This is a genomic window from Paraburkholderia yinzeri (assembly GCF_046581065.1).
Lineage (GTDB): Bacteria > Pseudomonadota > Gammaproteobacteria > Burkholderiales > Burkholderiaceae > Paraburkholderia.
The window spans coordinates 414,828-440,805 of record NZ_JBFOCJ010000002.1 but is presented as its reverse complement, the minus strand read 5'-3'; the positions used below and the strand labels follow the sequence as shown (position 1 = coordinate 440,805).

The 25,978-nt window shown below is 65.8% G+C and carries 22 protein-coding genes; 10 read left to right on the top strand and 12 right to left on the bottom strand.

Features of this window, described 5'->3' with window-relative positions; all coding sequences use genetic code 11:
• Window positions 1-36: 36 nt before the first annotated feature.
• Window positions 37-990, bottom strand: a complete 954-nt coding sequence (locus WJ542_RS19150) for a LysR substrate-binding domain-containing protein (protein ID WP_411191009.1) — start codon at window positions 988-990, stop codon at window positions 37-39.
• A 157-nt stretch (window positions 991-1,147) separates the two neighbouring features.
• Here WJ542_RS19150 and WJ542_RS19145 point away from each other — a divergent pair, with 157 nt between their 5' ends.
• The 5 genes from WJ542_RS19145 (at window position 1,148) to WJ542_RS19125 (ending at window position 6,407) form a co-directional block, all read left to right on the top strand.
• Entirely contained in the window at window positions 1,148-2,350 is a 1,203-nt protein-coding gene (locus tag WJ542_RS19145) for a M20 aminoacylase family protein (RefSeq protein WP_411191007.1), read from the top strand.
• Window positions 2,351-2,401: 51 nt separating this feature from the next.
• The gene (locus WJ542_RS19140; RefSeq protein WP_411191005.1) at window positions 2,402-3,190 is read left to right on the top strand and encodes an ABC transporter substrate-binding protein; all 789 of its coding nucleotides are present in this window, start codon (window positions 2,402-2,404) and stop codon (window positions 3,188-3,190) included.
• An 81-nt stretch (window positions 3,191-3,271) separates the two neighbouring features.
• Window positions 3,272-4,435: a porin gene (locus WJ542_RS19135; protein ID WP_411191004.1), complete on the top strand. Its 1,164-nt coding sequence runs from the start codon at window positions 3,272-3,274 to the stop codon at window positions 4,433-4,435.
• Between the two features lie 128 nt (window positions 4,436-4,563).
• Complete coding sequence (locus tag WJ542_RS19130; RefSeq protein WP_411191003.1) at window positions 4,564-5,070, top strand: YbaK/prolyl-tRNA synthetase associated domain-containing protein; 507 nt, start codon at window positions 4,564-4,566, stop codon at window positions 5,068-5,070.
• Between the two features lie 182 nt (window positions 5,071-5,252).
• Window positions 5,253-6,407 carry a CaiB/BaiF CoA transferase family protein gene (locus tag WJ542_RS19125; protein ID WP_411191002.1) on the top strand — a complete coding sequence of 385 codons (1,155 nt, stop codon included), beginning with the start codon at window positions 5,253-5,255 and terminating at the stop codon, window positions 6,405-6,407.
• 127 nt (window positions 6,408-6,534) lie between these two features.
• Here the strand turns inward: WJ542_RS19125 and WJ542_RS19120 are convergent, their stop codons facing one another.
• The 8 genes from WJ542_RS19120 to WJ542_RS19085 all read right to left on the bottom strand — a co-directional run bounded on the left by WJ542_RS19120 (window position 6,535) and on the right by WJ542_RS19085 (window position 16,335).
• A complete protein-coding gene (locus WJ542_RS19120; RefSeq protein ID WP_411191001.1) occupies window positions 6,535-7,359 on the bottom strand; it encodes an SDR family NAD(P)-dependent oxidoreductase in 825 nt (274 codons plus the stop codon).
• A 33-nt stretch (window positions 7,360-7,392) separates the two neighbouring features.
• Window positions 7,393-7,812, bottom strand: coding sequence for a MaoC family dehydratase (locus WJ542_RS19115; RefSeq protein ID WP_411191000.1), 420 nt, complete (start codon window positions 7,810-7,812; stop codon window positions 7,393-7,395).
• A 13-nt stretch (window positions 7,813-7,825) separates the two neighbouring features.
• Window positions 7,826-8,266: a MaoC family dehydratase N-terminal domain-containing protein gene (locus tag WJ542_RS19110; RefSeq protein WP_411190999.1), complete on the bottom strand. Its 441-nt coding sequence runs from the start codon at window positions 8,264-8,266 to the stop codon at window positions 7,826-7,828.
• Between the two features lie 43 nt (window positions 8,267-8,309).
• Window positions 8,310-9,497 (bottom strand): lipid-transfer protein, encoded by a 1,188-nt coding sequence (locus tag WJ542_RS19105; RefSeq protein WP_411190998.1) that lies wholly within the window; start codon window positions 9,495-9,497, stop codon window positions 8,310-8,312.
• A gap of 29 nt (window positions 9,498-9,526) precedes the next feature.
• Window positions 9,527-10,666 (bottom strand): acyl-CoA dehydrogenase family protein, encoded by a 1,140-nt coding sequence (locus WJ542_RS19100; RefSeq protein ID WP_411190997.1) that lies wholly within the window; start codon window positions 10,664-10,666, stop codon window positions 9,527-9,529.
• A 42-nt stretch (window positions 10,667-10,708) separates the two neighbouring features.
• Window positions 10,709-12,541 carry a feruloyl-CoA synthase gene (locus WJ542_RS19095; protein ID WP_411190996.1) on the bottom strand — a complete coding sequence of 611 codons (1,833 nt, stop codon included), beginning with the start codon at window positions 12,539-12,541 and terminating at the stop codon, window positions 10,709-10,711.
• Window positions 12,542-12,777: 236 nt separating this feature from the next.
• Window positions 12,778-15,528 (bottom strand): winged helix-turn-helix domain-containing protein, encoded by a 2,751-nt coding sequence (locus tag WJ542_RS19090; protein ID WP_462880721.1) that lies wholly within the window; start codon window positions 15,526-15,528, stop codon window positions 12,778-12,780.
• Window positions 15,529-15,795: 267 nt separating this feature from the next.
• Entirely contained in the window at window positions 15,796-16,335 is a 540-nt protein-coding gene (locus WJ542_RS19085) for a DUF2889 domain-containing protein (RefSeq protein ID WP_411190994.1), read from the bottom strand.
• 305 nt (window positions 16,336-16,640) lie between these two features.
• Here WJ542_RS19085 and WJ542_RS19080 point away from each other — a divergent pair, with 305 nt between their 5' ends.
• The 5 genes from WJ542_RS19080 (at window position 16,641) to WJ542_RS19060 (ending at window position 21,860) form a co-directional block, all read left to right on the top strand.
• Window positions 16,641-17,795 (top strand): porin, encoded by a 1,155-nt coding sequence (locus WJ542_RS19080; RefSeq protein WP_411190993.1) that lies wholly within the window; start codon window positions 16,641-16,643, stop codon window positions 17,793-17,795.
• A 77-nt stretch (window positions 17,796-17,872) separates the two neighbouring features.
• A complete protein-coding gene (locus WJ542_RS19075) occupies window positions 17,873-18,238 on the top strand; it encodes a BON domain-containing protein (protein WP_411190991.1) in 366 nt (121 codons plus the stop codon).
• A 221-nt stretch (window positions 18,239-18,459) separates the two neighbouring features.
• A complete protein-coding gene (locus WJ542_RS19070) occupies window positions 18,460-20,127 on the top strand; it encodes an electron transfer flavoprotein-ubiquinone oxidoreductase (protein ID WP_411192493.1) in 1,668 nt (555 codons plus the stop codon).
• Between the two features lie 30 nt (window positions 20,128-20,157).
• Window positions 20,158-20,907 carry an electron transfer flavoprotein subunit beta/FixA family protein gene (locus tag WJ542_RS19065; RefSeq protein ID WP_411190990.1) on the top strand — a complete coding sequence of 250 codons (750 nt, stop codon included), beginning with the start codon at window positions 20,158-20,160 and terminating at the stop codon, window positions 20,905-20,907.
• 20 nt (window positions 20,908-20,927) lie between these two features.
• Window positions 20,928-21,860, top strand: coding sequence for an electron transfer flavoprotein subunit alpha/FixB family protein (locus WJ542_RS19060; protein ID WP_411190989.1), 933 nt, complete (start codon window positions 20,928-20,930; stop codon window positions 21,858-21,860).
• A gap of 239 nt (window positions 21,861-22,099) precedes the next feature.
• Here WJ542_RS19060 and WJ542_RS19055 read toward each other — a convergent pair whose 3' ends face one another.
• Genes WJ542_RS19055 through WJ542_RS19045 form a run of 3 tightly spaced genes read right to left on the bottom strand, consistent with a single transcriptional unit; the run spans window position 22,100 to window position 25,821 of the window.
• Window positions 22,100-23,521 (bottom strand): aldehyde dehydrogenase family protein, encoded by a 1,422-nt coding sequence (locus WJ542_RS19055; protein ID WP_411190988.1) that lies wholly within the window; start codon window positions 23,519-23,521, stop codon window positions 22,100-22,102.
• Between the two features lie 40 nt (window positions 23,522-23,561).
• Complete coding sequence (locus WJ542_RS19050; protein ID WP_411190987.1) at window positions 23,562-24,476, bottom strand: TauD/TfdA dioxygenase family protein; 915 nt, start codon at window positions 24,474-24,476, stop codon at window positions 23,562-23,564.
• A 34-nt stretch (window positions 24,477-24,510) separates the two neighbouring features.
• A complete protein-coding gene (locus WJ542_RS19045) occupies window positions 24,511-25,821 on the bottom strand; it encodes an MFS transporter (protein ID WP_411190986.1) in 1,311 nt (436 codons plus the stop codon).
• Between the last annotated feature and the right edge of the window lie 157 nt (window positions 25,822-25,978).

Genomic DNA, 25,978 nt, shown 5'->3' with positions numbered 1-25,978 from the left:
CGGAAAATAGTACCGAAGCGACCGGGCGCGCGCTTCTCAGATTAATAGCGTTAGCGTCTTGAACAGCGCCAGATCGTCTTTTTTCGCGGACCTCGCGTGCCGCCGGATCACGTCGAGCAGGCATTCGACAAACGCGACCGCCGCGTTACTGAGCGTGCTGTTGCGGCGCGTGACGATGCCCAGTTGTCGGGGCTCGAAATGCTCGCGCAACGCGAGCGGTTTGAGGCGGCCCCCGAAGGGGGGCACCTGGCTCAGGATGGCGGGGCTCCAGGTGCACATGTCCGCCTGCTCGACCATGGTCTGCAGCATGGCGAGCGACTGCGCGCGAACGATGCGGCGTTCGTCGATCTGTGCGCCGTGCCGCGTGAAGAGATAGTCGACGAGCGCTGCCTGTCCGTCCGGCGGAAAGTTGAGTACCCAGTCGTTGTCGAGCAAATCATGAATCGAGGTTGCCCGTGCGGACCGATGTCCCGCGCGAACCATGACCGAGGATTCGTACGTGAGCACGGGTTCGCTGGCGAATTCCTGCGCGCCGGCGGCGGGCTGCAACTGGCCGATGGCGAAGTCCATGGTCCCTTCGCGCAAGAGCGGCTGCGCAACGGCCATCAGCCCCTCGAACAGTTCGAGACGGATCTCCGGCATCCGCTTGCGAAACAGCCGGACGGCCTCGGCCAGGAAGGTCAGCGTGACCCAGGGCGTCACACCGACCATGAGCCGGCCCTCCACCCGGCCGCGCGACCGTTCGAGGTCGGTGTGCGCGCGTTCGAGCTGATTGAGGACGAGTCGGGCATGGGTGAGCAGGACCTTGCCGTGTTCGGTGAAGCTGATGCCTTCCGGCGCGCGCACGAGGAGCGGCAGCCGCTCGTTCGCCTCCAGTTCGCGCAGCGCGCGCGTGACGGCAGCCTGCGATAGCCCGAGCGCGCGCGCCGCGCCGCGAATGCTGCCGGCATCCGCACTCGCGACCAGCGCCTCCAGTTGATGCAGTTTCATGGATGAACAGATCGTTGGCGGTGCGATGGGCGGAGTGACAACAAGCGGTTGTCATCATAACAAAACGGCGGCTGTTCCCGCGCATTCTGGTTGCATACGATCCGCCTCACGATGAGTCGCCGGTCTATCGGTCACGCGATGCCGGCAAAGCGAGCTCATGAATTCGTGCCAGGGAGGCGTAGTGAAGAGACAAAGGGTGTTACCGGAAATCGCAGCGATAGAAAGCGAAGTGATCGAAATTCGCCGCAGGCTTCATGCCCATCCGGAACTGGGCTTCGAGGAGCATGACACGAGTGCGCTCGTCGCGACGCTGCTGGCCCGGTACGGCTATCGTGTGACGCGCGGCGTGGGCGGCACGGGCGTGGTCGGCACCCTTGCGCGAGGGCGCGGACCCTGTCTCGGCCTGCGCGCGGACATGGACGCGTTGCCCATACGGGAAGCCACGGCGCTGCCCTGGGCGAGCCGCACGGAAGGCGTGATGCACGCCTGCGGGCATGACGGTCACACGGCGATGCTGCTCGCGGCCGCCCGCTGTCTGGCGGAACGCACCGGATGGCGCGGGACGCTGAACCTGATCTTTCAGCCCGCGGAGGAAGGACTGGGCGGTGCGCGCAGGATGATCGAAGAGGGGCTGTTCGAGCGCTTTCCCTGCGATGCCGTCTATGCCATGCACAACGTGCCGGGCTTGCCCGCCGGTCGTCTCGGGTTCCATGCCGGAGCGTTCATGGCGTCGGCCGACGAGGCCAGGATCCGCGTGTTCGGGCGTGGCGGGCATGGGGCTTCGCCGCAGCAGACGATCGACCCGGTTGTCGCGTGCGCGTCGATCGTCATGGCGCTCCAGAGTGTCGTGGCCCGCAACGTCGACCCCCAGCATCCGGCCATTGTCACGGTAGGCGAGATGCACGCGGGAACGGCGTCGAACGTGATTCCCCCGCACGCCGACCTCTCGCTGAGCGTGCGCGCGCTCTCGCCGGAGGTGCGCGTGCTGCTCGAGCGGCGAATTCGCGAGATTGTGCTCGGACAGGCGTCGAGCTACGGCGCGCGCGTGGAGATCGATTACCGGCACGACTACCCGGTGCTCGTCAACCATGCGAGGGAAACCGGACTCGCGCGCGAGGTGGCGCTGGAGTGGGGCGGCCCGGACGCGTTGATCGACGACCTGCATCCGCTCATGGCGAGCGAAGACTTCGCGTACATGCTCGAACGATGCCCCGGAAGCTACCTCTCGATCGGCAACGGCGATGGGAGCGGTGGGGCGGGGGGCTGCGCGCTTCACAATCCCGAATACGATTTCAACGACGACTGTCTCGCGATCGGTGCGAGCTACTGGGTCTGCCTCGCCGAACGGATCCTGCAATGATGCGGTACCCGGCCTGATTACATTATTCAACCCATGGAAGGAGAGACGAAGATGAAAAACTGGAGAATGGCGCTGACGCTGGCTTGTGCGGCAATGATCGGTACGGCACATGCGGAAGACTGGAGCGGCAAGGAGATACGGCTTGCCGTCGACCCGACCTATCCGCCGCTCGAGTTCAAGACGCCCGACGGCAAGCTCACGGGCTTCGGTGTCGACATTGCGAATGCGTTGTGTGCCCAGATGCACGCGAAATGCGTGTGGGTGGAGATGAGCTTCGACGGCATGATTCCGGGGCTGCTGGCGCGCAAGTTCGACGTTATTTCGTCATCCATGACGATTACGCCGAAACGCGAGCAGCAAATCGCGTTCACCAACAAGATCTCCAATGCGCCGGCACGCCTCGTGGTGCGCCGGGGCTCTCCGCTGCTTCCGGATGCGGCGTCGCTCAAGGGTAAGCGGATCGGCGTCGAACAGGGATCGAGCCAGGAGGACTATGCGCGTGCGATGTGGCAGCCCGCAGGGGTGGAGATCGTGGCCTACCAGAACCAGGATCAGGTCTACGCGGATCTGACCTCGGGCCGGCTCGATGCCGCGTTCCAGGCCTCGATCGAAGCCAGCGACGGATTCCTGAACAAGCCCGAGGGCAAGGATTACCAGTTCGCGGGGCCGACCATCGACGATCCGAAATATTTCGGCCAGGGCGACGGTCTCGGTCTGCGCAAGGAGGACGTGGCACTGCGCGAGGCATTCAACCAGGCGCTTGCGGAAATCCTCGCGAATGGCACCTACGCGCGCATCAACAAGAAGTACTTCGATTTCGATATCTACGGCGCGAAATAAGGCGGCCGCTACTACGCGACGACGATGGCGCAGATCTGCTCGACACGCAGCCGGCGTCATGAAATTAATAAGGACTAGAAATTGAAAACCGGAATTGCAGCAAGCATCTTCCTGGCCGTGACGGGGATGGCGCATGCTCAAAGCAGCGTTACGCTCTACGGCCGTATGGACAACGGCATCCAGTATCAAACCGGTCTTGCGCGAGGCAGCCAGGTGGGTCTCGAAACCGGAAACTGGGCGCCCTCCGAGTTCGGCCTGAAGGGGAGCGAGGATCTTGGCAACGGCACCAAGGCCATTTTCACGCTGGAGGCCGGCCTCGATACCTTGAACGGAACGTCGATGGGGACGCTGTTCGGCCGTCAGGCGACGGTGGGCGTGACCAACGATCGCTGGGGCACGTTCAAGCTCGGCAATCTGGGCATCTACGAAATCAACGAAGACAGCTTTGACGTCGATCCCCAGGTGTTCCAGATATGGTCGCTCATCACGCTGGTGCGCGGACGCGACTGGTCGACCGCGGGCAACGGTCTGGAATACACGTCACCGGCGCTCGCCGGCGTCACGTTGAAGGGGCAGTACGACCTTACCAACAGCACGACGTGGAATGCCGGCAATCCTGGCAGCGGGCCGGGTCAACTGGGCGGCGCGCAGGGCCGCTCGGACGGTCTGGAGGCGCTATACGACGGCGGCGATCTTCAACTGATGGCGATCTATGACGAAATTCGCGACCAGTACGGCCAGTTCAGCAACGTCTATGTCGCTTCGCGGTCGATCCTCGCGGGCGGCAGCTATACCCTCGGTCCCGTGAAATTCATTGCGGGCTATCAGCATTTGAGCGCACCGGACGCGTCGAATGAGGGTTATTTCGGCGCGGCTACCCCCGCCACGCAGCCGGCCGGCGTATCGCTGCCTACCGCAGTCGATCAGGAATGGCTTGGCGCAACCTGGCAAGCGTCGGCGCTCACGTCGCTGACCGGAGCGATCTATCACAGCAACGCCAACCGGGGTAACGGCAACGCGACGCTCTACACGTTGGCCGGAACTTACAACCTGTCGAAGCGTACGTTCCTGTATGCGGAGCTGGCCTGGCTGCACAATAGCGCGACGTCCAATCTCGGACTGGGCGGGGGGACTTACGGCGCGAATATCAACGATGACCCGGTCAACGGCAGCGTCGACAACGGCAACCCGGATTACGGGCACGGCCAGTTCGGCGCGACGACGGGGATCGTCATGCAGTTCTGATCGGGCGCGATGGTTTGAAGCCCGCAACAGTTCGATCTGTTGCGGGTTTTCTGTTTTTGGGGCGCCTATCCGATATCATCGACAACATAATGAATTCGTAACCAGGCAAGAATCCTGAGAGCAATGCGATGAGCAATCGACCGGTTTTTGAACGACTCAACGATCTTCTGGTGAACTCGGGTGTTCGTTTCCGCGTTCTGGAGCACCCGGAGGAAGGGCGGTCCGATGCCATTGCCTTGCTACGCGGCACCGCGCCCGAACAAGGGGCGAAAGCCATGCTTTGCGTCTTCAAGGATCCGGAGGCGACGCCGGTGCTGGCGGTGATTCCCGGCAACCGGAAGCTCGACTTCAGAAAGCTCAGCGCGATCATGGGACGCAAGAAGGCGACGCTGGCTTCCCCCGAGCTTGCGAGGGCGCTGACCGATTGCGTGATGGGGGCCGTGCCGCCGTTCGTCTTTGGCGACCACATCGAGCTCGTCGTGGATCCCGCGCTGATTCACGAGAATTCGGAAATCGCGTTCAATGCCGGCCGGCTGGATCGATCAGTTATCCTCAATGCGGAGGACTACGTGCGGATCGCGCGTCCCATTCTGGCGGACATCATCCAGAGCGAGACCGCTTCTGCCGGACAGTAATGGATGCACCAGGGCGTATTGGGCGCTTTCGTTCAGGCCCGATCTCCGCTCCACCCAAAAAGGGTGGTCACACGCCCCCCCGGCTCTGGTTTACTGGTCAACTGGAACAGGCGCGTTCTCCCTCAGGGCAGAACGCGCCGGCGTAGGCCAAAATCAGCCAGAGCAGACAGGAGGAGAGCGGAATGAGTGTACTGAGCGGTATTCGCGTGCTGGAGTTCGAGGCGATCGGGCCCGGGCCATTCGGCGCGATGTTGCTGTCCGACATGGGCGCGGACGTGCTGCGCATCGACCGTCCGCAGGCGCCGGACGATCTCGGGCCGAAGACCACGGGCAAACGCGTCAACGTGACGGGGCGCGGACGCCGCTCGGTTACGCTCGACCTCAAGCAGCCCGCCGCGATCGAAGCGGCGCTGGAGCTGATGAGCGAGGCCGACGTCGTGATCGAGGGCTTTCGCCCCGGGACGATGGAGCGGCTGGGGCTCGGTCCGGACGTGGCGCTCGCACGCAACCCCAGGCTCGTCTACGGACGCATGACCGGGTGGGGGCAGACGGGGCCGCTCGCCGCGCGCGCGGGTCACGACCTGAACTACATCGCCTTGTCCGGCGTGCTGTCGGGCATCGGGCGCGCGGGCGAAGCGCCCGTGCCGCCGCTCAATCTCGTCGGCGACTACGGCGGCGGCGGGATGCTGCTTGCTCTCGGGGTCGTTGCCGCCCTGCTCAATGTGCAGCGCGGCGGCAAGGGCCAGGTGGTGGACGCGGCGATGATCGAAGGCGCCGCGCAGCTTGGCGCGGTGGTCTGGGGGCTGCTCGCATCGGGCAACTGGCGCGAGCAGCGCGAAAGCAACCTGCTCGATGGCGGCACGCCCTGGTACGACAGCTATCGCACGAAGGATGGCCACTATATGTCGGTCGGCGCGGTCGAATCGCGCTTCTACGCGGAGTTGATCGCGAAGCTGGGTCTCACCGGCGCGGAACTGCCGAGGCAACATGATCGCGACGGCTGGCCCATTCTGCGCGAACGCTTTGCCGCCGCGTTCCTCACGCGCACGCGCGACGAATGGTGCGAGATCTTCGAAGGCAGCGACGCCTGCGTCGCCCCGGTGCTGACGTTTTCGGAGGCGCCCGCGCATGCGCAGCATCGTGCACGGAAGAGCTTCGTGGAGGTGGCCGGTGTGGTACAGCCGGCGCCGGCGCCGCGATTTTCGTCTACGCCTTCGTCCATTGCCGGGCCGGCGCCCGAGCGTGGCGAACACGGTCTTGCCGCATTGCGCGACTGGGGCTTCGGCGAGGAGGCAATCGCGCGTTTGCGCGACCGGGGACTGGCTTACCGGGACTAAGCTGAACTGACTATGCCGTGCGCGGAGGCGCCGCCGGATTTGGCGGTGCCTCTTTATTTTTATTGCGAGCAATAAAAAAAGCCCGCATCGCTGCGGGCTTGCAAAAACACCTCAGAGCATTTCGTGCTTATTGCAGATTACCGGCCACCGCAATCGTCTGTCCTGTGATGTAGTTCGACTCGGGCGAGCAGAACAGGTACACGCCGCCTGCCGCTTCCTCAGGCGTGCCGCCGCGGCCCAGCGGATTGCGCTGCGCGTGCGTCTTCAGCATTTCCGGATTCAGGCCCACACGAATGTCGCGGCCGTCGATGCGTACCGTCGCGCCCGCCTTCGCGTCGGCAGCCGTCATGCGCGTATGGATCAGGCCGAACGCCACGGCGTTGACGTTGACGTTGAAGCGGCCCCATTCGCGTGCGAGCGCACGCGTCATGCCGATCACGCCGGCCTTGGCGGACGAGTAGTTCATCTGGCCCGCGTTGCCGTTGAGCGCCGAGGTGGACGAGATGTTGACGATCTTGCGATACACGGCGCGGTTCTCGGCCACGTCGGCGGCATGCAGCGCCTTGATGTGCGGATAGGCGGCGCGCAGGATGCGGAACGGCGCCGTCATGTGGCAGTCGAGGATCGCGTACCACTGCTCGTCGGTCATCTTCTGGATCACGTCGTCCCACGTATAGCCCGCGTTGTTGACGATGATGTCGATGCCCTTGAACGTGCTCATCGCGGTGTTGATGAAGCGGTCGGCGAAGTCGGGCGCCGTGACGTTGCCCACGCAGGCGACGGCTTCGGTGCCCATCTTCTTCAACGCTTCGACGGCTTCGTGCGCCGGCTCGGCGTCGAGGTCGTTCACGACAATGCGCGCGCCTTCGCTGGCGAGCTTTTCCACGATTGCACGGCCGATGCCGCGACCCGAACCGGTGACGAGCGCCACCTTGCCATCGAGCTTACCCATGCTGCAGTCTCCTGTTTCCGGTTAATGCAAATTTCAAGAAAATGCGACCACGGCGTCGCCGACGACGCGCGGTTCGCCATATTGGTTGGCGGTCTGGATTTCGAGGCGCAGGCGTTTTTCGCCGTTGGCTTCGAACTTCTCGACCACGCGTCCCGTGCAGGCGATGTGGTGCCCGAGATGCGTGATGCCCACGAAGCGCACGCCGAACTGGCGTAGCTGGCGCTGATCGACCCACTGGGTCAAGAGACGCCCGAGCCAGGCCATCGAGAGCATGCCGTGCGCGAACACGTCGGGCATGCCCGCGCGCCGCGCGTAGTCGATGTCGATGTGCACCGCGTTGTGATCGCCCGAGGCGCCTGCGAACAGCGCCAGCATCTTGCGGTCGACCGGCGGCAGTTCGAGCGGCGGGAGCGTGTCGCCTGCCTGGATCGCGTCGTAGTTGAGGTTAGCCATGCGTGTGCCTCCGTTAGCCATTGCGTTGCACGATCACGCTGCGCAGATCGGCCACGTGCTCGCCGCGCTGGTTCGTCACGCGCGTTTCGCGCACGACGAACTCCAGGGCGCCGCCTTTCTTGTCGTAGATGTCCGCGATGCGCGACTCGAACAGCAGCACGTCGCCCGCGTACGCGAGGCGGTGATACGTGAACTGCTGCTCGCCGTGCAGGATGCGCGGCAGCTCGATGCCGATCTCGTCGCGCCACGACGCGTCCGGCTGCTCGAATTCGAGCGAGAACAGGAACGTTGGCGGCAGCGGCAGGCCGGGGTGGCCCGCGTCGCGCGCGGCGGATTCGTCGAAGTAGACGGGATTCGTCTCGCCGATCGCCTTGGCGAAGAAGCGCAAGCGGCCCGCTTCGGCCACCGCGCGAAACGCGGGCAGTGTCTTGCCGATGAATTGCTTGTCGATCATGCCGGTGACTCCTTGACGGTGACTTCTTGAGGTGCGCCGGGACTCAGGCCGACTTGTAGACCGTCACGACGCACGCGCCGCCCAGACCCACGTTGTGCGCGAGCGCCACTTTCGCGCCTGCCACCTGGCGCTCTTCCGCCGCGCCGCGCAGTTGCTGGGTCAGCTCGTAGCACTGGGCGAGGCCGGTTGCGCCGAGCGGATGGCCCTTCGAGAGCAGGCCGCCCGACGGATTCACGACCCACTGGCCGCCGTAGGTGTTGTCGCCGTCGTTGACGAGCTTTTCGGCTTCGCCTTCGCCGCACAGGCCGAGCGCTTCGTAGGTCAGCAGCTCGTTCTGCGCGAAGCAGTCGTGCAGTTCGATGACGTCGATGTCCTTCGGTCCGACGCCGGCCTGCTCATAGGCGATCGCGGCCGCCGACTTCGCCATGTCGAAGCCGACCACGCGGATCATGTCGCGCGCGTCGTAGGTGCTCGGCGTGTCGGTGGTGAGCGCCTGGCCGGCGATGACCACGTCGGTGCGCAGGCCGCGCTTCTTCGCGAAGTCCTCCGAGACGATCAGCGCCGCGGCCGCGCCGCAGGTGGGCGGGCAGGCCATCAGGCGCGTGAGGACGCCGTCCCACAGCATGGGCGCGGCCATCACGTCTTCGGTCGTGACGACGTTGCGGAACACGGCGAGCGGGTTGCGCGCCGCATGGCGGCTCGCCTTTGCGCGGATGCTGGCAAACGTTTCGAGCTTCGTGCCGTACTTCTTCATGTGCGCCATGCCGGCGCCCGCGAACTGGCGGATCGCGTTGCTCAAGCCCTCCGGGCGGCCGACGAGTTCGTCGGTTATGTCGAGCGCGCGTTCGAGCGCGCTGGCACGGTCGGTCCACACCGACTTCAGCGCACCCGGTCCCATGAACTCGAAGCCGAGCGCGAGGACGCAGTCCGCGGCGCCGCTCTGCACGGCCTGGCGCGCGAGAAAGAGGGCGGAGGAGCCGGTGGCGCAGTTGTTGTTCACGTTGATGACCGGAATGCCGGTCATGCCCACCCGGTACAGCGCCTTCTGGCCACAGGTGGAATCGCCGTAGACATAGCCGGCGAAGGCCTGCTGCACGTCGCCATACTCGAGGCCCGCGTCGGCCAGCGCCTGGCGGACCGCCGTGGAACCCATTACGTCATACGTTTCGCTGGTTCCCGGCTTCTTGAACGGGATCATGCCAACACCGGCTACGAATGCATTGCGTTTCATATCAGGACTCCTTATCGAAAAAGATTTTTTTAGAGCTTGCGCGAGATGAGGTCGCGCATCACTTCGCTCGTGCCGCCGTAGATGCGCATCACGCGGGCGTCGGCGAACGCGCGGGCCACCGGATATTCGAGCATGTAGCCGTAGCCGCCGTGCAGTTGAACCATGTCGTCGAGCGCCTTGCCGAGCGCTTCGGTCGCGAAGAGCTTCACGACGGCGGCTTCTTCGAGCGTCAGGCGGCGGCGTACGTGCTCGGACAGGTAGTGATCGACCATGAGCCGCACGGCGAGCGCCTGGGCCTTGATGTCGGCGAGCTTGAACTTGGTGTTCTGGAAGTCCCAGACGGTCTGGTTGAACGCCTTGCGGTCCTTCACGTAGTTCAGCGTGTGTTCGAGGCAGACTTCGAGTTTCGCGGCCGCGCCCACGGCGATCGAGAGGCGCTCCTGCGGCAGTTCGGCCATCAGATAGGCGAAGCCCTTGCCTTCCTCGCCCAGACGGTTCGAGACCGGCACGCGCACGTTGTCGAAGAAGAGTTCGGCGGTGTCCTGGGCATGCTGGCCGACCTTCTCCAGCTTGCGGCCGCGGCGAAAGCCCTCGCGGTCCGCTTCCACGACGATGAGGCTCACGCCCTTCGAGCCGGCCGCCGGATCGGTCTTGCAGACCATGATGATGAGGTCCGTGTTCAGGCCGTTGCTGATGAAGGTCTTGCTGCCGTTGATGACGTACTCGTCGCCGTCGCGAATGGCGGTCGTGCGAATGGCCTTCAGGTCGCTGCCGGTGCCCGGCTCGGTCATGCCGATGGCGAGAATGGCTTCGCCCGAGCAGATCTTCGGCAGCCAGCGCTGCTTCTGTTCTTCATTGCCAAGACGGGCGATGTACGGCGCGACGATGTCCGAGTGCACCGAAAAGCCGAGGCCGCTGACCCCGGCGCGATTGATTTCCTCGTTGAACACGGCTGCATGGCCGAAGTCGCCGCCGCCGCCGCCGTATTCGGTGGGCAGCGTGAGGCACAAGAGGCCCTCGCGGCCCGCCTTGAGCCAGGTTTCGCGGTCCACCTTGCCGGCCTTGTCCCATTCGGCCTGCTTCGGTACGCACTCTTTTTCGAGGAAGCGCCGCGCGGTCGTGCGCAGCATCTCATGATCGTCGCGGAAGACGTTACGGTTGATTTGCATGTCAGTTTCCTGGTCTTGAACGTTGGGGTTCGGAGCAGCGGGTTAGCGCGCACGTGCCACGTGCGCGGCGGGTTCGGGCTGATAGAGCGCCGCCACCAGATGGGCGCGGCGCGCGCGCGTGACCGCCTGATTGACGTAGCCCTTGTCGGCGATTTCGTTGGCGTCCATCGAGGGCGGCTCGGCCATCAGCATGAGGCGCTTGACAACGAGGCTCGCGCCCGTGACGCCCTGGCTGGCGAGCCGTTCGGCCAGCGTCGCGACCACGAGCGGGTGTTCGACGAGCGCCGCCGCGTCGAGGCCTTCCAGGCCCGGTGCGAGGCGCTGGCACGCGGCCACGTTGGGCCACGCGAGCGCGGCGACGTAGTCGTGGTCGTGGCCGCAGATCACGGCGTCGGTGAGGAGTGGGGCGCAGTGGTCGAGCAGTTCGAGGCGCACCGCGCCCGTGCGGACCCAGGTGCCGTTGGTGAGCTTGAAGTCCTCGACCACGCGCCCGGCGAACAGCATGCCTTTCGACGGGTCTTCGGAATCGGCGAGCCGCACGGCGTCGCCAAGCCGGAAGAAGCCTTCTTCGTCGAACGCGGCGGCGGTCAGCTCGGGGTTCTTGAGGTAGCCGCCGAACACGTTGGCGCCGCGCATGCGGATTTCGTAGCGGCCGTCCGAGCCTTCGAGCGGCAGCAGCTTGACCTCCGATCCGGGCACGGGCGTGCCGATGTTGCCGACCGTATCGGAAACCCCGCCGCAGTACGTGCCCATGCCGCTCGTTTCCGTGCAGGCGAGGCCGGTGAGGAAGGCGATGCGCTCGCCGACGGTCTGCTCCGCCACGCGCTGGATCCGCTCCCAGACCTCGGTGGGCAGGCTCGCGCCGCCATAGCCGAAGAAGTGCACCTTCGAAAACAGGTTGGCGGCGAGCGCCGGGTCGCGTTCCAGCTCGTTGGCGAGCACGGTCCACGCGGACGGCACGCTCGTGAAAATGGTCGGCGCCACTTCGCGCAGGTTGCGCACGGTGCGCGCGATGAGGGCCGGCAGCGGGCGGCCGTCGTCGATGTAATGGGTTGCGCCGAACTGGACCGAGCGGCCGAGGTTGAGGACGCCGCCCAGGCCGTGGTGCCACGGCAGCCAGTCGAGGAACACGGGCTCGGTCTCGCGCAGGAAAGCGAGGTTGTCGGCGTAGTAGGCGGCCACGGCCTTGAAGTTGCCGTAGGTGAGGTTGACGCCCTTCGGGACGCCGGTCGAGCCGGACGTGAAGAGCACGCGCGCCGTGGCGTCGGCCGGGATTGCCGCGTGGGCGGCGCTCACCTGGGCCTCGCGCGCGGCCGTGAAGTCCGTCGCCGCGAGCGCTGCCCAGCCGGTTTGTCCCGGCTGGACAGCGTCCACGGCGATGATCGCCGCGCCGGTGTGCGCGAGGACGGCGAGCGCCCGCTCGAACGCCGCGCCGTTCTGCACGAATACGGCTGCCGGCGGCACCATCTCGCTGATGCCCTTGAGGCGGGCGAAGTCCTTGCTGAGCATCGCATAGGCCGGCGATACCGGAGCCGTGGGGATGCCGACATATTCGGCCGCGAGCAGCACGACGGCCTGCTCGATTGAATTGCCCGAGAGCAGCATGAGCGGCCGGGTCTGACCGAGGCTCATTTCGAGCAGTGCCGCGCCGACGGCGCGCACCTGCCTCCACAACTCGCGCCAGCTCAGTTTGCGCCAGGCGCCGTCGCTGCCGCGTTCGCAGAAGGCGGGGGTATCGCCGCGCGTCTCGGCCCAGCCCTCCACGAAGTCGGCAAAGCTGGTTTGCTCGATGACGGGCGGCGGGTTGGCCGAGCGCAGAATCAGGCTGCCGTCGCTACGGCGTTCGACGAGCGTGCGTCTTGCGGGAATGCGCACCGGACGGAATGCAGCCGCCGGCGTGGAACTGGGCGTGAGCGTAGTCATTACGCCGTGTCTCCTCATGCGTTTTCTGATCCAGGAGGGTCTGCGCCTCGTCTATCCGGCGAAAACCCCTTGAAACCAAGAATAGCGGCTCGGACGGCGGGCCGTACCACCCGAACCGGGTAGCGGGGCAATGCGGGGCGGGTCGTTCCGGTGGCCTTCGGCAGGCCCGCGCGGCGGGGGGAAGACGCTTACTGGTCGAAGCGGTCGAAGCCGAGATCGCGCACGCGCGCAACGGCCTCGTCGCGGCTCGATACGCCGAGCTTGCCGTAGATGTTCTTGAGATGCCACTTGACCGTTTCCGGCGAGATGCCGAGCGTGCGGGCGATCTTCTTGTTCGGCAGCGCCTGCGCCAGCAGGCCGACGACTTTCGCCTCGCGCTCGCTGAGCGCTTCGGCGCCGCCCGGCGTCGCAACAGGCGGGCGGGCCGTGGAACCGGCGGGGCTCGCCAGTGCCGCCGCGGCCTCCTGGGCGGCGCGCAGCCGGTCCACGTAGAACGCCAGCACGGGGTCGTCCGGCTCGGCGCTCACCGCCCGCGCGGCGAACGGCACCACCTCGGAGCCCACGTCGAGCAGGCTGCGCACGAGCCCGAGCCGGTGGCCAAGACGCAGGCTCGCGAGCGCGCTCTGGTGCGCGGCGTCCGCGCGCGAGCGCTTGAGATCGACGAGCGCGGACAGCATCCGGAAGCGGGCCGCGTAGTGCTGCCAGCCGTGCTCGCCGCACAGCGCGACGAGCGTGGAAAGGTGCAGGGCCGCCGCTTCGAAATCTTCGTGTGCGATGGACCAGCTCACGTGTGCGCGCCCGACCAGCGCTTCTACGTCGCGAAAGGCGATGGGCCGGGTGGGGCGCAGGCGTGCCGCGATCGCGTCGAGGCGCGCAAGATCGGCTTCGGCGTCGTCGAACTGGTCGCATTGCAGGTGGCGTTCGACCTGGGCAGCCAGGCTGTGGGCGGCGAGCCGCTGTACGCCGTGCCGGTTCGCGTAGTCTTCGAGCCGCTCGAGATAGGCGAAGGCGTCGAGGCGGTGCCCCTCGACCCAGTGCGACGCCGAAAGCACGCTGAATACGCGCACGATGGAGTCGGGAATGGAGACGCGTTCGAGCACGTCGACGCGGTCTTCGAGCAGCCGCCGCGCGCCCGCGATGTCGTTGAACTCGTAGAGCGCCTCGCCCAGTTGCGCGGCCGCCAGGCTGGCCGGCTCCGCCGCGCTGCTGCCGCGCAGGTCGGCTTCGGCGAGCACTTCTCGGCTGATGCGTTCCACCTGTGCGAACTGGCCTTCGAGCGCATGGCTGAAGCCGATCATGCAGCGGCCGTTGAGCACGCCGGCCGAGGTGCCCATCAGCGGCGAGCCCTCGATCAGCGGACGGGTGGCATCGAGCTGGACCGCGCGCGCCGCCTCGTATTCGCCGCTGTGCATCCAGGACCACGACAGCAGATTGTTGCGGGCGCCAATGGAGAAGCTGTCGGCGTCGTCGGGCGCGTGGAGAATCTGCGGCAATTGTGCCGCCACGCCGTCCGGGTCGTCGCGCTGCACGTCGACCGCCGCGCGCAGCAGGTTGAGGCGATAGCGCGAACGGAGGTCCTCCGGCGGGATATCGGCGTCGAGCCGTGCGATGCTGGTCGCACAGGCCTCGAAGTCGCGCGCGTACAGCTCCAGCTGCAGGTGCCACATACGCAGCCCGACGCGCGCTTCCACTTCGGCGCGCGGCAGCAGATGCATGAGCGACACGAGCTTGCGCAGATCGCCCGCCACCTGCAGGCCGCGGGCCACCTTCAGGACGAGGTCCGCCGCGGCGCTCGCTTCGCCAGCCTGCAGCGCGTGGCGCACGGCTTCGTCCGGCAGGTCGTGGTCGCGGAACCAGCACCACGCCGCATGATGCACCTCGCGCTGCAACGCCTGGCTGCGTTCGCGGAAGCGGTGGCGCAGGCTTTCGCGAAAGAGCGGGTTGAGCCGATACCAGGTTTCGTTGCCGACGTGTTCGACCTGCGCGATGAACAGGTTGTCGGTTTCGAGCCGGGCGAGCAGGGTGATCACGTCGGCCGGGGGCAGGGCGTCGCCGACGAGTGCCACGCACAGCGACGAGCAGAGCCGCGCGCAGACCGACGTGCGCACAAGCAGTTCGACCTCGTTGGGCGAGAGCCGCGAGAGAACCTCGCGCTCGAAGTAGTCGCCGAATGCGCGCGCGTCGTGCAACTGCATGTTGGCGACCGACTCGGTGAGCGATTCGGCCACGTCCGCTGCGCCGGATGCCCCGCGCCGCCGTTTCAGATGCATGGCGAAGAGCTGCAGGCCCGCAACCCAGCCGTCGGTCAGCGCGTACATTTCGCGCGCGTCGCGCTCGTTCACTTCGCCCAATTGCGCGCGCAGGTATTGCGCGGACTCGGCGGCAGTGAAGCGCAGGTCGCGCATGTTGAGTTCGAGCACCAGGTCCTGATCGCGCAGGCGTCCTACCGAAACGGGAAAGGTGCCGCGCGAGACCAGCACGACGTGCAGGTTGGGCGGCGCATAGTCGAGCAGCCACTGCAGCGTTCGGTGGCTGCGCGGATTGGCGACGTGCTGCAGGTCGTCGATGACGAGGACGAGGTCGCTCGCGCGGCTCGCAATGCCGCGCACGAGCGCGATCACGGTGCGCTCGACCGCTTCGTCGTCCACGCCGCGCCCGCCGAGAATGGCGGCCTCGCGGCACATGCCGGGATCGATCTGGGCAAGGCTGGCCACGAGGTAGTCGAGGAAACTGGCCAGGTCGTCGTCTTCCGGTGACAGCGTGAGCCACGCCAGATCGAAACCGAGTGGCAGCAGCGCCTCGCGCCAGGCCACGAGCAGGGTCGTTTTTCCGCAGCCGGCGGGGCCCTGGACCAGGATGCAGCGCTTGCGCCGGGCTTCCAGCAACTGGTTGATCAGGCGTTCGCGCGCGACGATGCGCGTCTTGTTCCGGGGCGTCATGATGCGCGACGCGCTGCCGGGGACAACACCGGGGTTCTTGTGTGGATGGTCCGCATTGGGCGGGACTGGACTATGCGGCATGCTCGCGTGCGCCTTTCAGTCGAGGCGCTGCCGATGCCGCGCGCGCCCGATGACGATACAGATATCGGGCTATTGTAGCGCGCGCCGGCCGGTGGCCAGTGGAGCCTGCCGGCTGTGCTGCCGTGCCGCATGACGGGAGTGGGGGGCGGCCGGATCGGCCCTGGATAGGTGGGTTGAGCCAATGGGCTAGGCAGCGCGCCGGCGCACCAGTTGTACGACTTCTCCGTCCGCGCGCCAGGCGTGGCAACCGTTCAGCATGGGCAGGGCCGGCACGCCGTTGCCGACCGGCGCGCCATTCCTCAGTCCCATGATCGTCTGGAACGCCGTGGTGGCCATCGGGCCGAGCAGTTCGGTCAAATGCGTGCAGCCTTTCGTGCCACCGACCCGCGCTTTGATTTCCGTCATGAAACCGCTCGCGATCTTCACGCCGATGAGTTTTCTGTAGGCATCGTTGATCTCGGCGCAGTACGGCGTGGGCGCCGTTTCCGTGCGCGAGTGCGCGTCGCGGATCACGAGATCGGCGTCGATCGTGATCGTGAGCCACATGTCGTGGATCGCGCCGCCCGCCGGGACTTCCTTGAACAGCAGGTTCGAATGATGGGCCTTCGTGTCGGTCATGCGGGCCTCGATGTCATAGAGGCCGTCGTCGCGCGCATAGCCGGTGCAGACGATCTGCCGCGTATGGACCCGCTGTCGGGCCAGGGTTGCAGTGGAATTCCCGGACATCGTCTCTCGCTCCTGAATGTGCCGCGGCAGAGCTGACGCCATGCCGGGTGCGATGCCGCCATGATGGCGCCGCCGCGGCGGCCCGTCCCCACCCGCGGCGGGTAGTCGCAGCACCGTTCGGGCCATCGCGGGTACGCGCCGTTCCGAACGCGCCGATGGTGTCGGGTATTCCCGTCCCCACTCCGTTCGGGTAGGTGACAGGTCGGCCAACCCTGCAACACTGCGCCGCATACGTGTAGCAATGCCAACGAGTTCCACATTCACCCGTGCCTTGCCGGCGCGGCAAACATAAAGAGGAGACGTGCATGCGATTGATCAGTCAGGGCGTTTGCGGGGCGGCCGCGGCGCTGATCGCGGGAAGCGCTGCGGCGCAGTCCAGCGTGACGCTGTATGGCGTGGTCGACGTGTTCGGGCAGTATCTCGACAACGGCGGCAATCACTCGTTCTCGGAGCGCAGCGGCGGCAACACGGGTTCGCAGTTCGGCTTGAAGGGTACGGAGGATCTCGGCAACGGGCTCAAGGCGATCTTCGACGTGGAAAACGGCTTCAACGTCAACAACGGCAGCTTCTTCGCCGTGAACAACGACATGTTCTATCGTCAGTCGTGGGTTGGCCTGAGCAACGACAAGTACGGTTCGCTCACGTTTGGCCGGCAGTACCAGCCGACCTTCTGGGTTGTCTACCCGACCGATCCGTTCCGCGGTAACGAAATCCTGTCGCCGCTGACGGCCGGCGTGCTTGCCGTCGACACCAAGTCGCTCGCCACGCAAAGCGTGACGGGCCGTACGAGCAATTCGATCCTCTACAGATCGCCGAACCTGGGCGGGTTCCAGTTCTATGGCATGTATGGCCTGGCCGCTTCCCAGACGCTCGCCGCGTCGGGGGTGACCCAGAACGCCGGCAACACGCTCGATCTTGCCATGTCGTATTCGGGTTATGGACTGTACGCAGCCCTTGCCTACCAGTACCAGCATGCGGGCACCGAAGCGGGCATCGCGACCCCGGCGGCCTACGTCAAGCTTCTGGGTTCGACGTTCACCATGAATCTCGTGGACACCGAGCACTACACGGCCGCGCTCGGCTACCGTATCGGCATCGTCAATCTGCAGTTCAACTATTCCTACAGCAAGCCGCACGACGCGCCGGCCCACTCGCTGGCGGCCATTTTCGATGCGGCCAATTCCAACAGTCTGATTGAAGCCGGCGCGACAATCCAGGCAACATCGGTAGACGCCATCGAGATCGCGGGCATCGCTCGCGATGTGCGCGGCGCGGACGACAACACGGAAGGCGTGGAACTCGGCATCGACCACAATCTGTCCCCGCGCACGGTACTCTATGCACGTGCTGGCTACATGAAGAACAACGGCGTGGCGGAAATGAGCTGGCCGGGTATTGCGGTGGCCTCGACCGATACGAAGCAGATCCTTGCTGTTCTCGGTATGACGCACCGCTTCTGATCCCATAACGCTTCGCGCGGCAGGACGCATTCGTGCCGCGCCCGTTCCCCACGCGCATCGAACAAGGAAAAACACGTATGAAAATCGCTAAAACCGGCTTGATGGTGGTCGCCGGCCTTCTGACCGCCGCAGCATTGAGCGCCCATGCCCAGGGCGACGCCTCTTCGGCGCCGGCCGCGACAGCAGCGCCCCAGACGGGAAGCGCCGCCACCCCGGCCGCGTCGAAGGCGGCCGACCGCGCGCTGCGCCGCCGCATCCTCACCGCGTTGGGCAAGGCCAAGGGTCTGCGCGCCGCCGGCATCACGGTGCGGGTCAACAGCGGCGCCGTGCTTCTCCAGGGCTGGGTGCCCGAACAGGCCATGATCGATCAGGCGACGCAGGTCGCGCAAACTGTACCGGGCGTGACCTCGGTGAAGAATACCTTGACGCTGTCCACCTTCTGACGCTCCGTGCGCGGTTGCACGACCGAAGGGACCGGATTTCCGGTCCCTTCGTTTTTTGTGCGGATGCCGCACGTCCACCCGACATGGGTGGTGTCATGTCCCTTGGCCCGACTTACCGTATCGAGGACGGCACTCCCGTCTGGACTGAAGCACGCTCGGCGCCCTGGCGGCGCCCGCTTGAAGAAAACGATTGATGGAGACGAAGAACCGTGTCGAACCCGATGAATCATGACGTCGGCGTTGCCGGGCAGCGCGAATCGATGGAATACGACGTGGTGATCGTAGGCGGCGGCCCGGCGGGCCTGTCGGCGGCGATCCGCCTGAAGCAGCTCGCGGCAGAGAAAGGCGTCGAGACCGGCGTGTGCGTACTGGAAAAGGGCTCGGAGATCGGGGCGCATATCCTCTCGGGCGCAGTCATGGACCCGCGCGCCCTCAACGAACTGATTCCCGACTGGAAGGAACAGGGCGCGCCGCTGAACGTGCCCGTCACCGAAGATAAATTTCTTTTCCTGTCCGAAACCGGCGCGAAGGCGGTACCGAACTGGGCGCTGCCCGAGAACTTCAGGAACCACGGCAACTACGTCATCAGCCTCGCGAACGTCACGCGCTGGCTGGGCCAGCAGGCCGAGGCGCTGGGCGTGGAGATCTTCCCGGGCTTCCCGGCGGCCGAAGTGCTCTTCAACGACGATGGCTCGGTAAAGGGTGTCGCCACCGGCAACATGGGTATCGGCAAGGATGGCGAGCCCACCGAAAACTTCCAGCTCGGCATGGAGCTGCACGCGAAGTACACGCTGTTCGCCGAAGGCTGCCGCGGGCACCTGGGGCGTCAACTGAACGAGAAGCTCAAGCTCGACCGCGACGCGGACCCGCAGGTCTACGGCATCGGCATCAAGGAGCTGTGGGAGATCGATCCGGCGAAGCACCAGCCGGGGCTCGTGATCCATACGGCCGGCTGGCCGCTGCAGAACGACACCTATGGCGGCTCGTTCCTCTATCACATCGACAACAACCAGGTGATGGTGGGTTTCGTCGTGGGTCTGGCCTACACGAACCCGTATCTCTCGCCGTTCGAGGAATTCCAGCGCTACAAGACGCACCCGGCCATCCGCCAGTACCTGGAAGGCGGCAAGCGGGTCTCGTATGGCGCGCGGGCGATGACGGCCGGTGGCCTGATGTCGCTGCCGAAGCTGGTGTTCCCGGGCGGCGCGCTGGTGGGCGACGACGCGGGGTTCCTGAACGCCGCGCGCATCAAGGGCAGCCATGCGGCGATCAAGACCGGGATGCTGGCGGCGGAAGCGGCGTTCGAAGCGGTGCAGGCGGGCCGCCAGAGCGATGAACTCATCGCGTACCCGGAAGCATTCAGGCAGTCGTGGCTGTACACGGAACTGTACAAGGCGCGCAACTTCAAGCAGTGGATGAGCAAGGGGCTGTACCTGGGCACGCTGATGGTGGGCATCGAGCAGAGGCTGCTGGGCGGGAACGTGCCGTGGACGCTGCATCACCGGCATTGCGACAACGAGATGCTCAAGCCCGCGTCGCAGTGCCAGCCGATCGAGTATCCGAAGCCCGATGGCAGGCTGACGTTCGACCGGCTCTCGTCGGTGTTCATTTCCAATACGAATCACGAGGAGAACCAGCCTGCGCACCTGACGCTGAAAGACGCATCGGTGCCGGTGAGTGTGAACCTGCGCACCTATGCGGGTCCGGAGGGGCGCTTCTGCCCGGCCGCGGTGTACGAGTTCGTGAAGGACGACGCAAACGAAGACCGTCTGCAGATCAACGCGCAGAACTGCGTGCACTGCAAGACCTGCGACATCAAGGACCCGACGCAGAACATCGTGTGGGTCACGCCCGAAGGCGGCGGTGGGCCGAATTATCCGAACATGTGAGCCAAAGATGGAAGAGCAAAGGAGACGACCTTGAAGGTACTGGTTGCAGTAAAACGCGTCGTGGACGCGAACGTGAAAGTCGGCGTCAAATCGGACGGAACGGGCGTTGACCTGGCGAACGCGAAAATGTCGATGAACCCGTTCGACGAGATCGCGGTGGAAGAAGCGGTACGTCTGAAGGAAGCGGGCGTGGCGACCGAGGTGGTGGCGGTGTCGGTGGGCGTGGCGCAGGCGCAGGAAACGCTGCGCACGGCGCTGGCGATCGGCGCGGACCGCGCGATTCTTGTCGAGGCAAGCGATGGCGTCGAGCCGCTGGGCGTGGCGAAGATCCTGAAGGCGCTCGTGGACAAGGAGCAGCCTTCGCTCGTAATTCTCGGCAAGCAGGCTATCGACGACGATTCGAACCAGACCGGCCAGATGCTCGCCGCGCTGGCGAACCTGCCGCAGGCCACCTTCGCCTCGAAGGTTACGGTGGCGGACGGCAAGGCGACAGTGGCGCGTGAAGTGGACGGCGGCGCGGAAACGCTGTCGCTGAAGCTTCCCGCCGTGGTCACGACGGACCTGCGCCTGAACGAGCCGCGCTACGTGACGCTGCCGAACATCATGAAGGCGAAGAAGAAGCCGCTGGAGACGATCAAGCCCGAAGACCTGGGCGTGGACGTCACGCCACGCCTGAAGACGCTGAAGGTGGCCGAGCCGCCGAAGCGTTCGGCCGGCGTGAAGGTGCCGGACGTGAAGACGCTGGTCGAGAAGCTGAAGACCGAAGCCAAGGTCATCTAAGGGTTGAGGAGCGTAAAGACATGACGATTCTGGTTATTGCCGAACACGACAACGCGTCCATCAAGGCCGCGACGCTGAACACTGTGGCTGCCGCGCAGAAGATTGGCGGCGATGTGCACGTGCTGGTGGCGGGCCACAACGCGCAGGGCGCGGCGGACGCCGCGGCGAAGATCGCCGGCGTGGCGAAGGTGCTGCTGGCCGATGCGCCGCAGCTTGAACAAGGCTTGGCGGAAAACGTTGAGGCGACGGTTCTGGGCATCGCAAAGAATTACTCGCACATCCTTGCGCCGGCTACGGCCGCGGGCAAGAACGTGGCGCCGCGTATTGCCGCGAAGCTGGACGTGGCGCAGATCTCGGACATCACGGCAGTAGATTCGCCCGACACGTTCGAACGTCCGATCTACGCAGGCAATGCGATCGCAACGGTGCAGTCGGGCGACCCGATCAAGGTGATCACGGTCCGCACGACGGGTTTTGACGCCGTCGCATCCGAAGGTGGCAGCGCGAGCATCGAGAAGCTCGAAGCGGCGGCAGACAGCGGCCTGTCGCAGTTCGTGAGCCGCGAAGTGACGAAGCTCGATCGTCCTGAACTGACGAGCTCGAAGATCATCGTCTCGGGTGGGCGTGGCATGGGCAGCGGGGAGAACTATACGAAGGTGCTGGAGCCGCTGGCCGACAAGCTGAACGCCGCGCTGGGCGCCTCGCGTGCCGCGGTGGACGCCGGCTACGTCCCCAACGACTTCCAGGTGGGTCAAACCGGCAAGATCGTCGCACCGCAGTTGTACATCGCAGTGGGCATCTCGGGCGCGATCCAGCATCTGGCGGGCATGAAGGACTCGAAGGTGATCGTGGCGATCAACAAGGACGAGGAAGCCCCGATCTTCAGCGTGGCCGACTATGGCGTCGTGGGCGATCTGTTCACGCTCGTGCCGGAACTGGTCGGCACGGTTTAAGAACCTCATTCAGGGTCTCCCATAGTCCCATAGAGACCCTGAAACCGCCCATCACCGCGCTTGTTGCTCCGCGCCGGAAGCTTGCTTCATCTCCCACTCCTGCAATGGTGACCGACACGATCTATCCGGCCAACCGCATTTCCATCACGCAGCAGCTCAAACGCGAGCGCGCGCCGCTCGAACCCTGAGCGGCGCGCGCTTGCCGGTTACGCCGGTCATATGCCGGTCACAGCGGCTGTTTACAGCGAAACCGACTTGCATTCGAGGAACTCGGCGAGACCTTCCGCGCCGTACTCGCGGCCATTGCCCGATGTCTTGTAGCCGCCGAACGGCACCATGACGTCGAGCATCGCGCCGTTGATGCGCACCGACCCCACGCGCAGCCGCGCCGCGACCTTGCGGGCACGCTCCGGATTGCCCGACGCGATGTAGCCGGCGAGCCCGTAGACGCTGTCGTTGGCGATCCGGATGGCGTCTTCCTCGTCCTCGTAGGGAATCATCGTCAGCACGGGGCCGAAGATCTCCTCGCGGGCGATCGCCATGCCGTTGTGCACGTCGGCGAAAATGGTGGGCCGCGCGTAGAAGCCGCGCTCGAGCCCGGCGGGACGCCCCGGTCCGCCGGCCGCCACGCGGGCGCCTTCCTCGATGCCGGTCGCGATCATCTTCTGCACTTTTTCGTACTGCAGACGGTTCGAGATCGGCCCCATGCGCGTGACGGGGTCGGCGGGGTCGCCCACGGTCAGCGCGTTCGCGGTTGCCGCGGCGATCGCGACGGCCTCTTCGTAGCGCGCGCGCGGCACGAGCATGCGCGTGGGCGCCACGCAGGTCTGGCCGGAGTTCGCCATGCACTGCGCCACGCCGCCGGCCACCGCCGCCTTCAGATCCGCGTCGTCGAGCACGAGCAGGGCCGACTTGCCGCCCAGTTCCTGCGCCACGCGCTTCACGGTCGGCGCGGCGCTGATCGCCACCTCCACGCCCGCGCGCGTCGATCCCGTGATGGAGACCATGTCCACGTCCGGATGCGAGGCGAGCCGCGTTCCCACGGTGCGGCCTTCGCCGAACACCATGTTGAACACGCCGGCGGGCGTGCCGGCCTCGTGCATGATTTCGGCGAAGATCATCGCGTCGAGCGGCGCGATTTCCGAAGGCTTGAGCACGACCGTGCATCCGGCTGCCAGCGCCGGCGCGACCTTGGCCGCGATCTGGTTCAGCGGCCAGTTCCACGGCGTGATGAGCGCCGCCACGCCAATCGGCTCGCGCCGCACATAGCTCTTGCCGTGCGTGGTTTCGAACTCGAAGTGCTGTGCCGTCGCGATGGCCGCGCGCACCTGCGCGAGGCCGATCGGCGCCTGCAGCGCGCTGCACAGGGCGAGGGGGGCGCCGATCTCCTTGCGCACCGCTTCCGCGATCTCGGGCATGCGGCGCTCGTAGATCGCCGCGATGCGCCCGAGCAGCGCGAGGCGCGTGTCGAGACCGGATTCTGACCAACGCGGGAACGCGGCGCGCGCCGCGGCGACGGCTCGATCGGCATCGGCGCCGGTGCCCATGGCGAGCTTGCCGGTCAGTTCCTCGGTGGCCGGATCGACGACGTCGAACGCGGTGGCGCCGGGCGACGGCTCGACCCATTTGCCGTCGATATAGAAACGATTCAACGTAGTCATGATGGAGTTCCGAAAAGGACCACGGAAAAGGGGCGGCGTCTCAGACCGGGCGGTCGCCGATCACGGTCGCGCGCATCATGTGGCGCACCGCCGGGAAGTAATCCTGGACGGCGTAGTGCTGGCACGAGCGGTTGTCCCAGAACGCGATCGTATTCGGGCGCCATTTGAGGCGCACCTGGTACTCGGGCGCCTGGGCCTGCCGGAACAGATACTGCAGCAGCTCCATTTCGGCCAGCTTGAAGTCGAAGCCGAAGCGATAGCGGTCCACGGTTTTGTGGCCATAGTTGGCGATGTACGTCGTGAAGGCCTCGTTGACGTACAGGATCTTTTCGCCGCTCTCCGGATGGGTCCGCACGATCGGGTGAGCCACGGGCGGGAAGCGCTTGCGCATTTCGTCGTGCTGATCCTCCGGCACCACGATCCCGAACAGCGGCAGGAATTCGTGCATGGCCTTGAGGTCGGCGATGCGCGTCTTGACGTCCTGCGGCAGGTTTTCGTAGGCCGCCACCATGTTGATCCAGAGGGTGTCTCCGCCCACCTCCGGACACCGCACGCAGCGCAGCATCGAACCCATCGACGGAATTTCGCGCCACGACACGTCGGAATGGTAGAGATTTTCGCGCCCGCGTTTCGAATCGCCGCGGCCGATGATCACGAGCTCGGGATGGTCGGGGTGGTGCGGGAAGGTGGGATGCACTTCCAGCTCGCCGAAGCGGCGCGCCACGGCCACGTGCTGGGCCGGCGTGATGTCCTGATCGCGGAAGAACAGCACCTTGTGCTTGACCAGCGCGCGGCGCAGGGCGAGATAGGTTGTGTCGTCGAGCGGCTCGCGCAGGTCGATGTCGCTGATTTCGGCGCCGATGGTCGGCGTGTGGCGGGTGACGGTGAAGGGCCAGCTTTCGGACGGCGCCGGGGCGGCATGTGTTTCGCCCGGCGGGTTAAGGGTGACTTCCATGTGTTTCCTCCAACAGGGATCGTTCTGTTTCTTCTCAGGCGGTGAGCGCTGCGGCGTCGCGGCTCAGCATGAGCTGCGAACGTTCGGGGTGCAGAAAGCGCAGCGCCACGATCGCGGCCGCGATCAACAGGATGGCGGTGACGAGAATGCCGAGTTCATAGGCGTGGCTGCCCGCGTTTGGGTGCGCCTGGATGATCTGCCCGATCACGACCGGCCCCACGGCGGCGCCGAGGCTCGCGACGGCGGTGTGGATCGCAACAATCGAGCCGCGCTGCGCGGCCGGAACCATCTCCGCGAGCATGGCGGGGGCGACCGAGAGGCACAACGTGGGCAGCGCGCCGGCCAGGGCGTAGCAGAGCACCTTCTCGACCGGCGTGAGGTCGAGCGTGGCGAGCGTGATGAACAGCAGGGCGCCGGCGATCATGGTGACGCAGGAAAGCCGCGCACGGGCTTCGCGCGTGGTCGCGCCGTGTTTCATCATGCGCTGCGACAGGGCGCTCAAACCGATATTGACGGGCGCGGCAAAGGCGATGATGAGCGCGAAACCCCGGCCCGACGCGATGCTGCCGAAGCCCAGCCCCTTTTCGAGGTAGGTGGGCAGCCAGGTGATGGATTGCCCGAGTAGCCAGTAGGCGACGAAACCGAGCAGGAACACGGACAGCACGGAGGCGTCGGTGAGGATCCGGCGGTACGGCAGGCGCTCGGGTGCCGAGAGGTCGGCGCCCGGCCCGGGCAGATCCTGCTGCCGCTGCAACCGGTCCACGAGCACGCCTTCGCGGCCGAAGCACAGCCACAGCACGCACCAGACGCCCCCGATGCCCGCCAGCACGAAGAAGTTGGTCCGCCAGCCCCAGTGCAGCGTGATGAGCGGAATGCCGAGGCCGGCCAGGATCATGCCGAGCACGGCCCCCTGATTGATGACGGCAACCGGAACGCTGCGCTTCTGGTCGGGAAACCACTTGAACAGGGCGTGCACCGAAGTGGGAAACGAGGGGCCTTCGGCGGCGCCGAGCAGCACGCGGCAGACGAGTAGCGCAGGCGCGCTGCCGGCGAACGCCTGCGGCACCTGGAGGATCGACCAGGTCGCGCCCATGGCGAGCAGGATCCAGCGTGTCGCGACGCGGTTCGAGAGGAAGCCGACGATGACCGTGGAGGTCGAGAAGAGCCAGAAGAAACTGCCGGCGACGAATCCGAATTCGGCCGGCGAGAGGTGCATGTCGGCCATGAGCGGCACGGCGACCATGCCGAGGACGATCTTGTCCAGAAAGTTGATCATGGAGAAGCCCGTGAGCAGGACGGCAATGGTCCAGGCGGACTTCGGCTGGTAGGAACTGGAAGCGGACATGGGCGATCTCGTCATTCGGCCTGCACAGGGTAGGCGGTTTCCTGCCCCAACTTACCACCCGCGGCGGGTAGGGCGGGAACTCCCTGGCCGTGGATGGGGCGATGACCGCGGCGTATTTCGGATTTGTGGCCTACTCCGGATGGATCATTCGCCCACC

Bases quoted from the DNA above. Each gene is read 5' to 3' on its own strand.
- WJ542_RS19130 (WP_411191003.1), top strand. From the start codon at position 4,564: ATGAGCAATCGACCGGTTTTTGAACGACTCAACGATCTTCTGGTGAAC.
- WJ542_RS19125 (WP_411191002.1), top strand. From the start codon at position 5,253: ATGAGTGTACTGAGCGGTATTCGCGTGCTGGAGTTCGAGGCGATCGGG.
- WJ542_RS19080 (WP_411190993.1), top strand. From the start codon at position 16,641: ATGCGATTGATCAGTCAGGGCGTTTGCGGGGCGGCCGCGGCGCTGATC.
- WJ542_RS19140 (WP_411191005.1), top strand. From the start codon at position 2,402: ATGAAAAACTGGAGAATGGCGCTGACGCTGGCTTGTGCGGCAATGATC.
- WJ542_RS19150 (WP_411191009.1), bottom strand. From the start codon at position 990: ATGAAACTGCATCAACTGGAGGCGCTGGTCGCGAGTGCGGATGCCGGC.
- WJ542_RS19090 (WP_462880721.1), bottom strand. From the start codon at position 15,528: ATGACGCCCCGGAACAAGACGCGCATCGTCGCGCGCGAACGCCTGATC.
- WJ542_RS19120 (WP_411191001.1), bottom strand. From the start codon at position 7,359: ATGGGTAAGCTCGATGGCAAGGTGGCGCTCGTCACCGGTTCGGGTCGC.
- WJ542_RS19045 (WP_411190986.1), bottom strand. From the start codon at position 25,821: ATGTCCGCTTCCAGTTCCTACCAGCCGAAGTCCGCCTGGACCATTGCC.
- WJ542_RS19060 (WP_411190989.1), top strand. From the start codon at position 20,928: ATGACGATTCTGGTTATTGCCGAACACGACAACGCGTCCATCAAGGCC.
- WJ542_RS19100 (WP_411190997.1), bottom strand. From the start codon at position 10,666: ATGCAAATCAACCGTAACGTCTTCCGCGACGATCATGAGATGCTGCGC.
- WJ542_RS19145 (WP_411191007.1), top strand. From the start codon at position 1,148: ATGAATTCGTGCCAGGGAGGCGTAGTGAAGAGACAAAGGGTGTTACCG.
- WJ542_RS19110 (WP_411190999.1), bottom strand. From the start codon at position 8,266: ATGATCGACAAGCAATTCATCGGCAAGACACTGCCCGCGTTTCGCGCG.
- WJ542_RS19055 (WP_411190988.1), bottom strand. From the start codon at position 23,521: ATGACTACGTTGAATCGTTTCTATATCGACGGCAAATGGGTCGAGCCG.
- WJ542_RS19050 (WP_411190987.1), bottom strand. From the start codon at position 24,476: ATGGAAGTCACCCTTAACCCGCCGGGCGAAACACATGCCGCCCCGGCG.
- WJ542_RS19105 (WP_411190998.1), bottom strand. From the start codon at position 9,497: ATGAAACGCAATGCATTCGTAGCCGGTGTTGGCATGATCCCGTTCAAG.
- WJ542_RS19075 (WP_411190991.1), top strand. From the start codon at position 17,873: ATGAAAATCGCTAAAACCGGCTTGATGGTGGTCGCCGGCCTTCTGACC.
- WJ542_RS19115 (WP_411191000.1), bottom strand. From the start codon at position 7,812: ATGGCTAACCTCAACTACGACGCGATCCAGGCAGGCGACACGCTCCCG.
- WJ542_RS19085 (WP_411190994.1), bottom strand. From the start codon at position 16,335: ATGTCCGGGAATTCCACTGCAACCCTGGCCCGACAGCGGGTCCATACG.
- WJ542_RS19070 (WP_411192493.1), top strand. From the start codon at position 18,460: ATGAATCATGACGTCGGCGTTGCCGGGCAGCGCGAATCGATGGAATAC.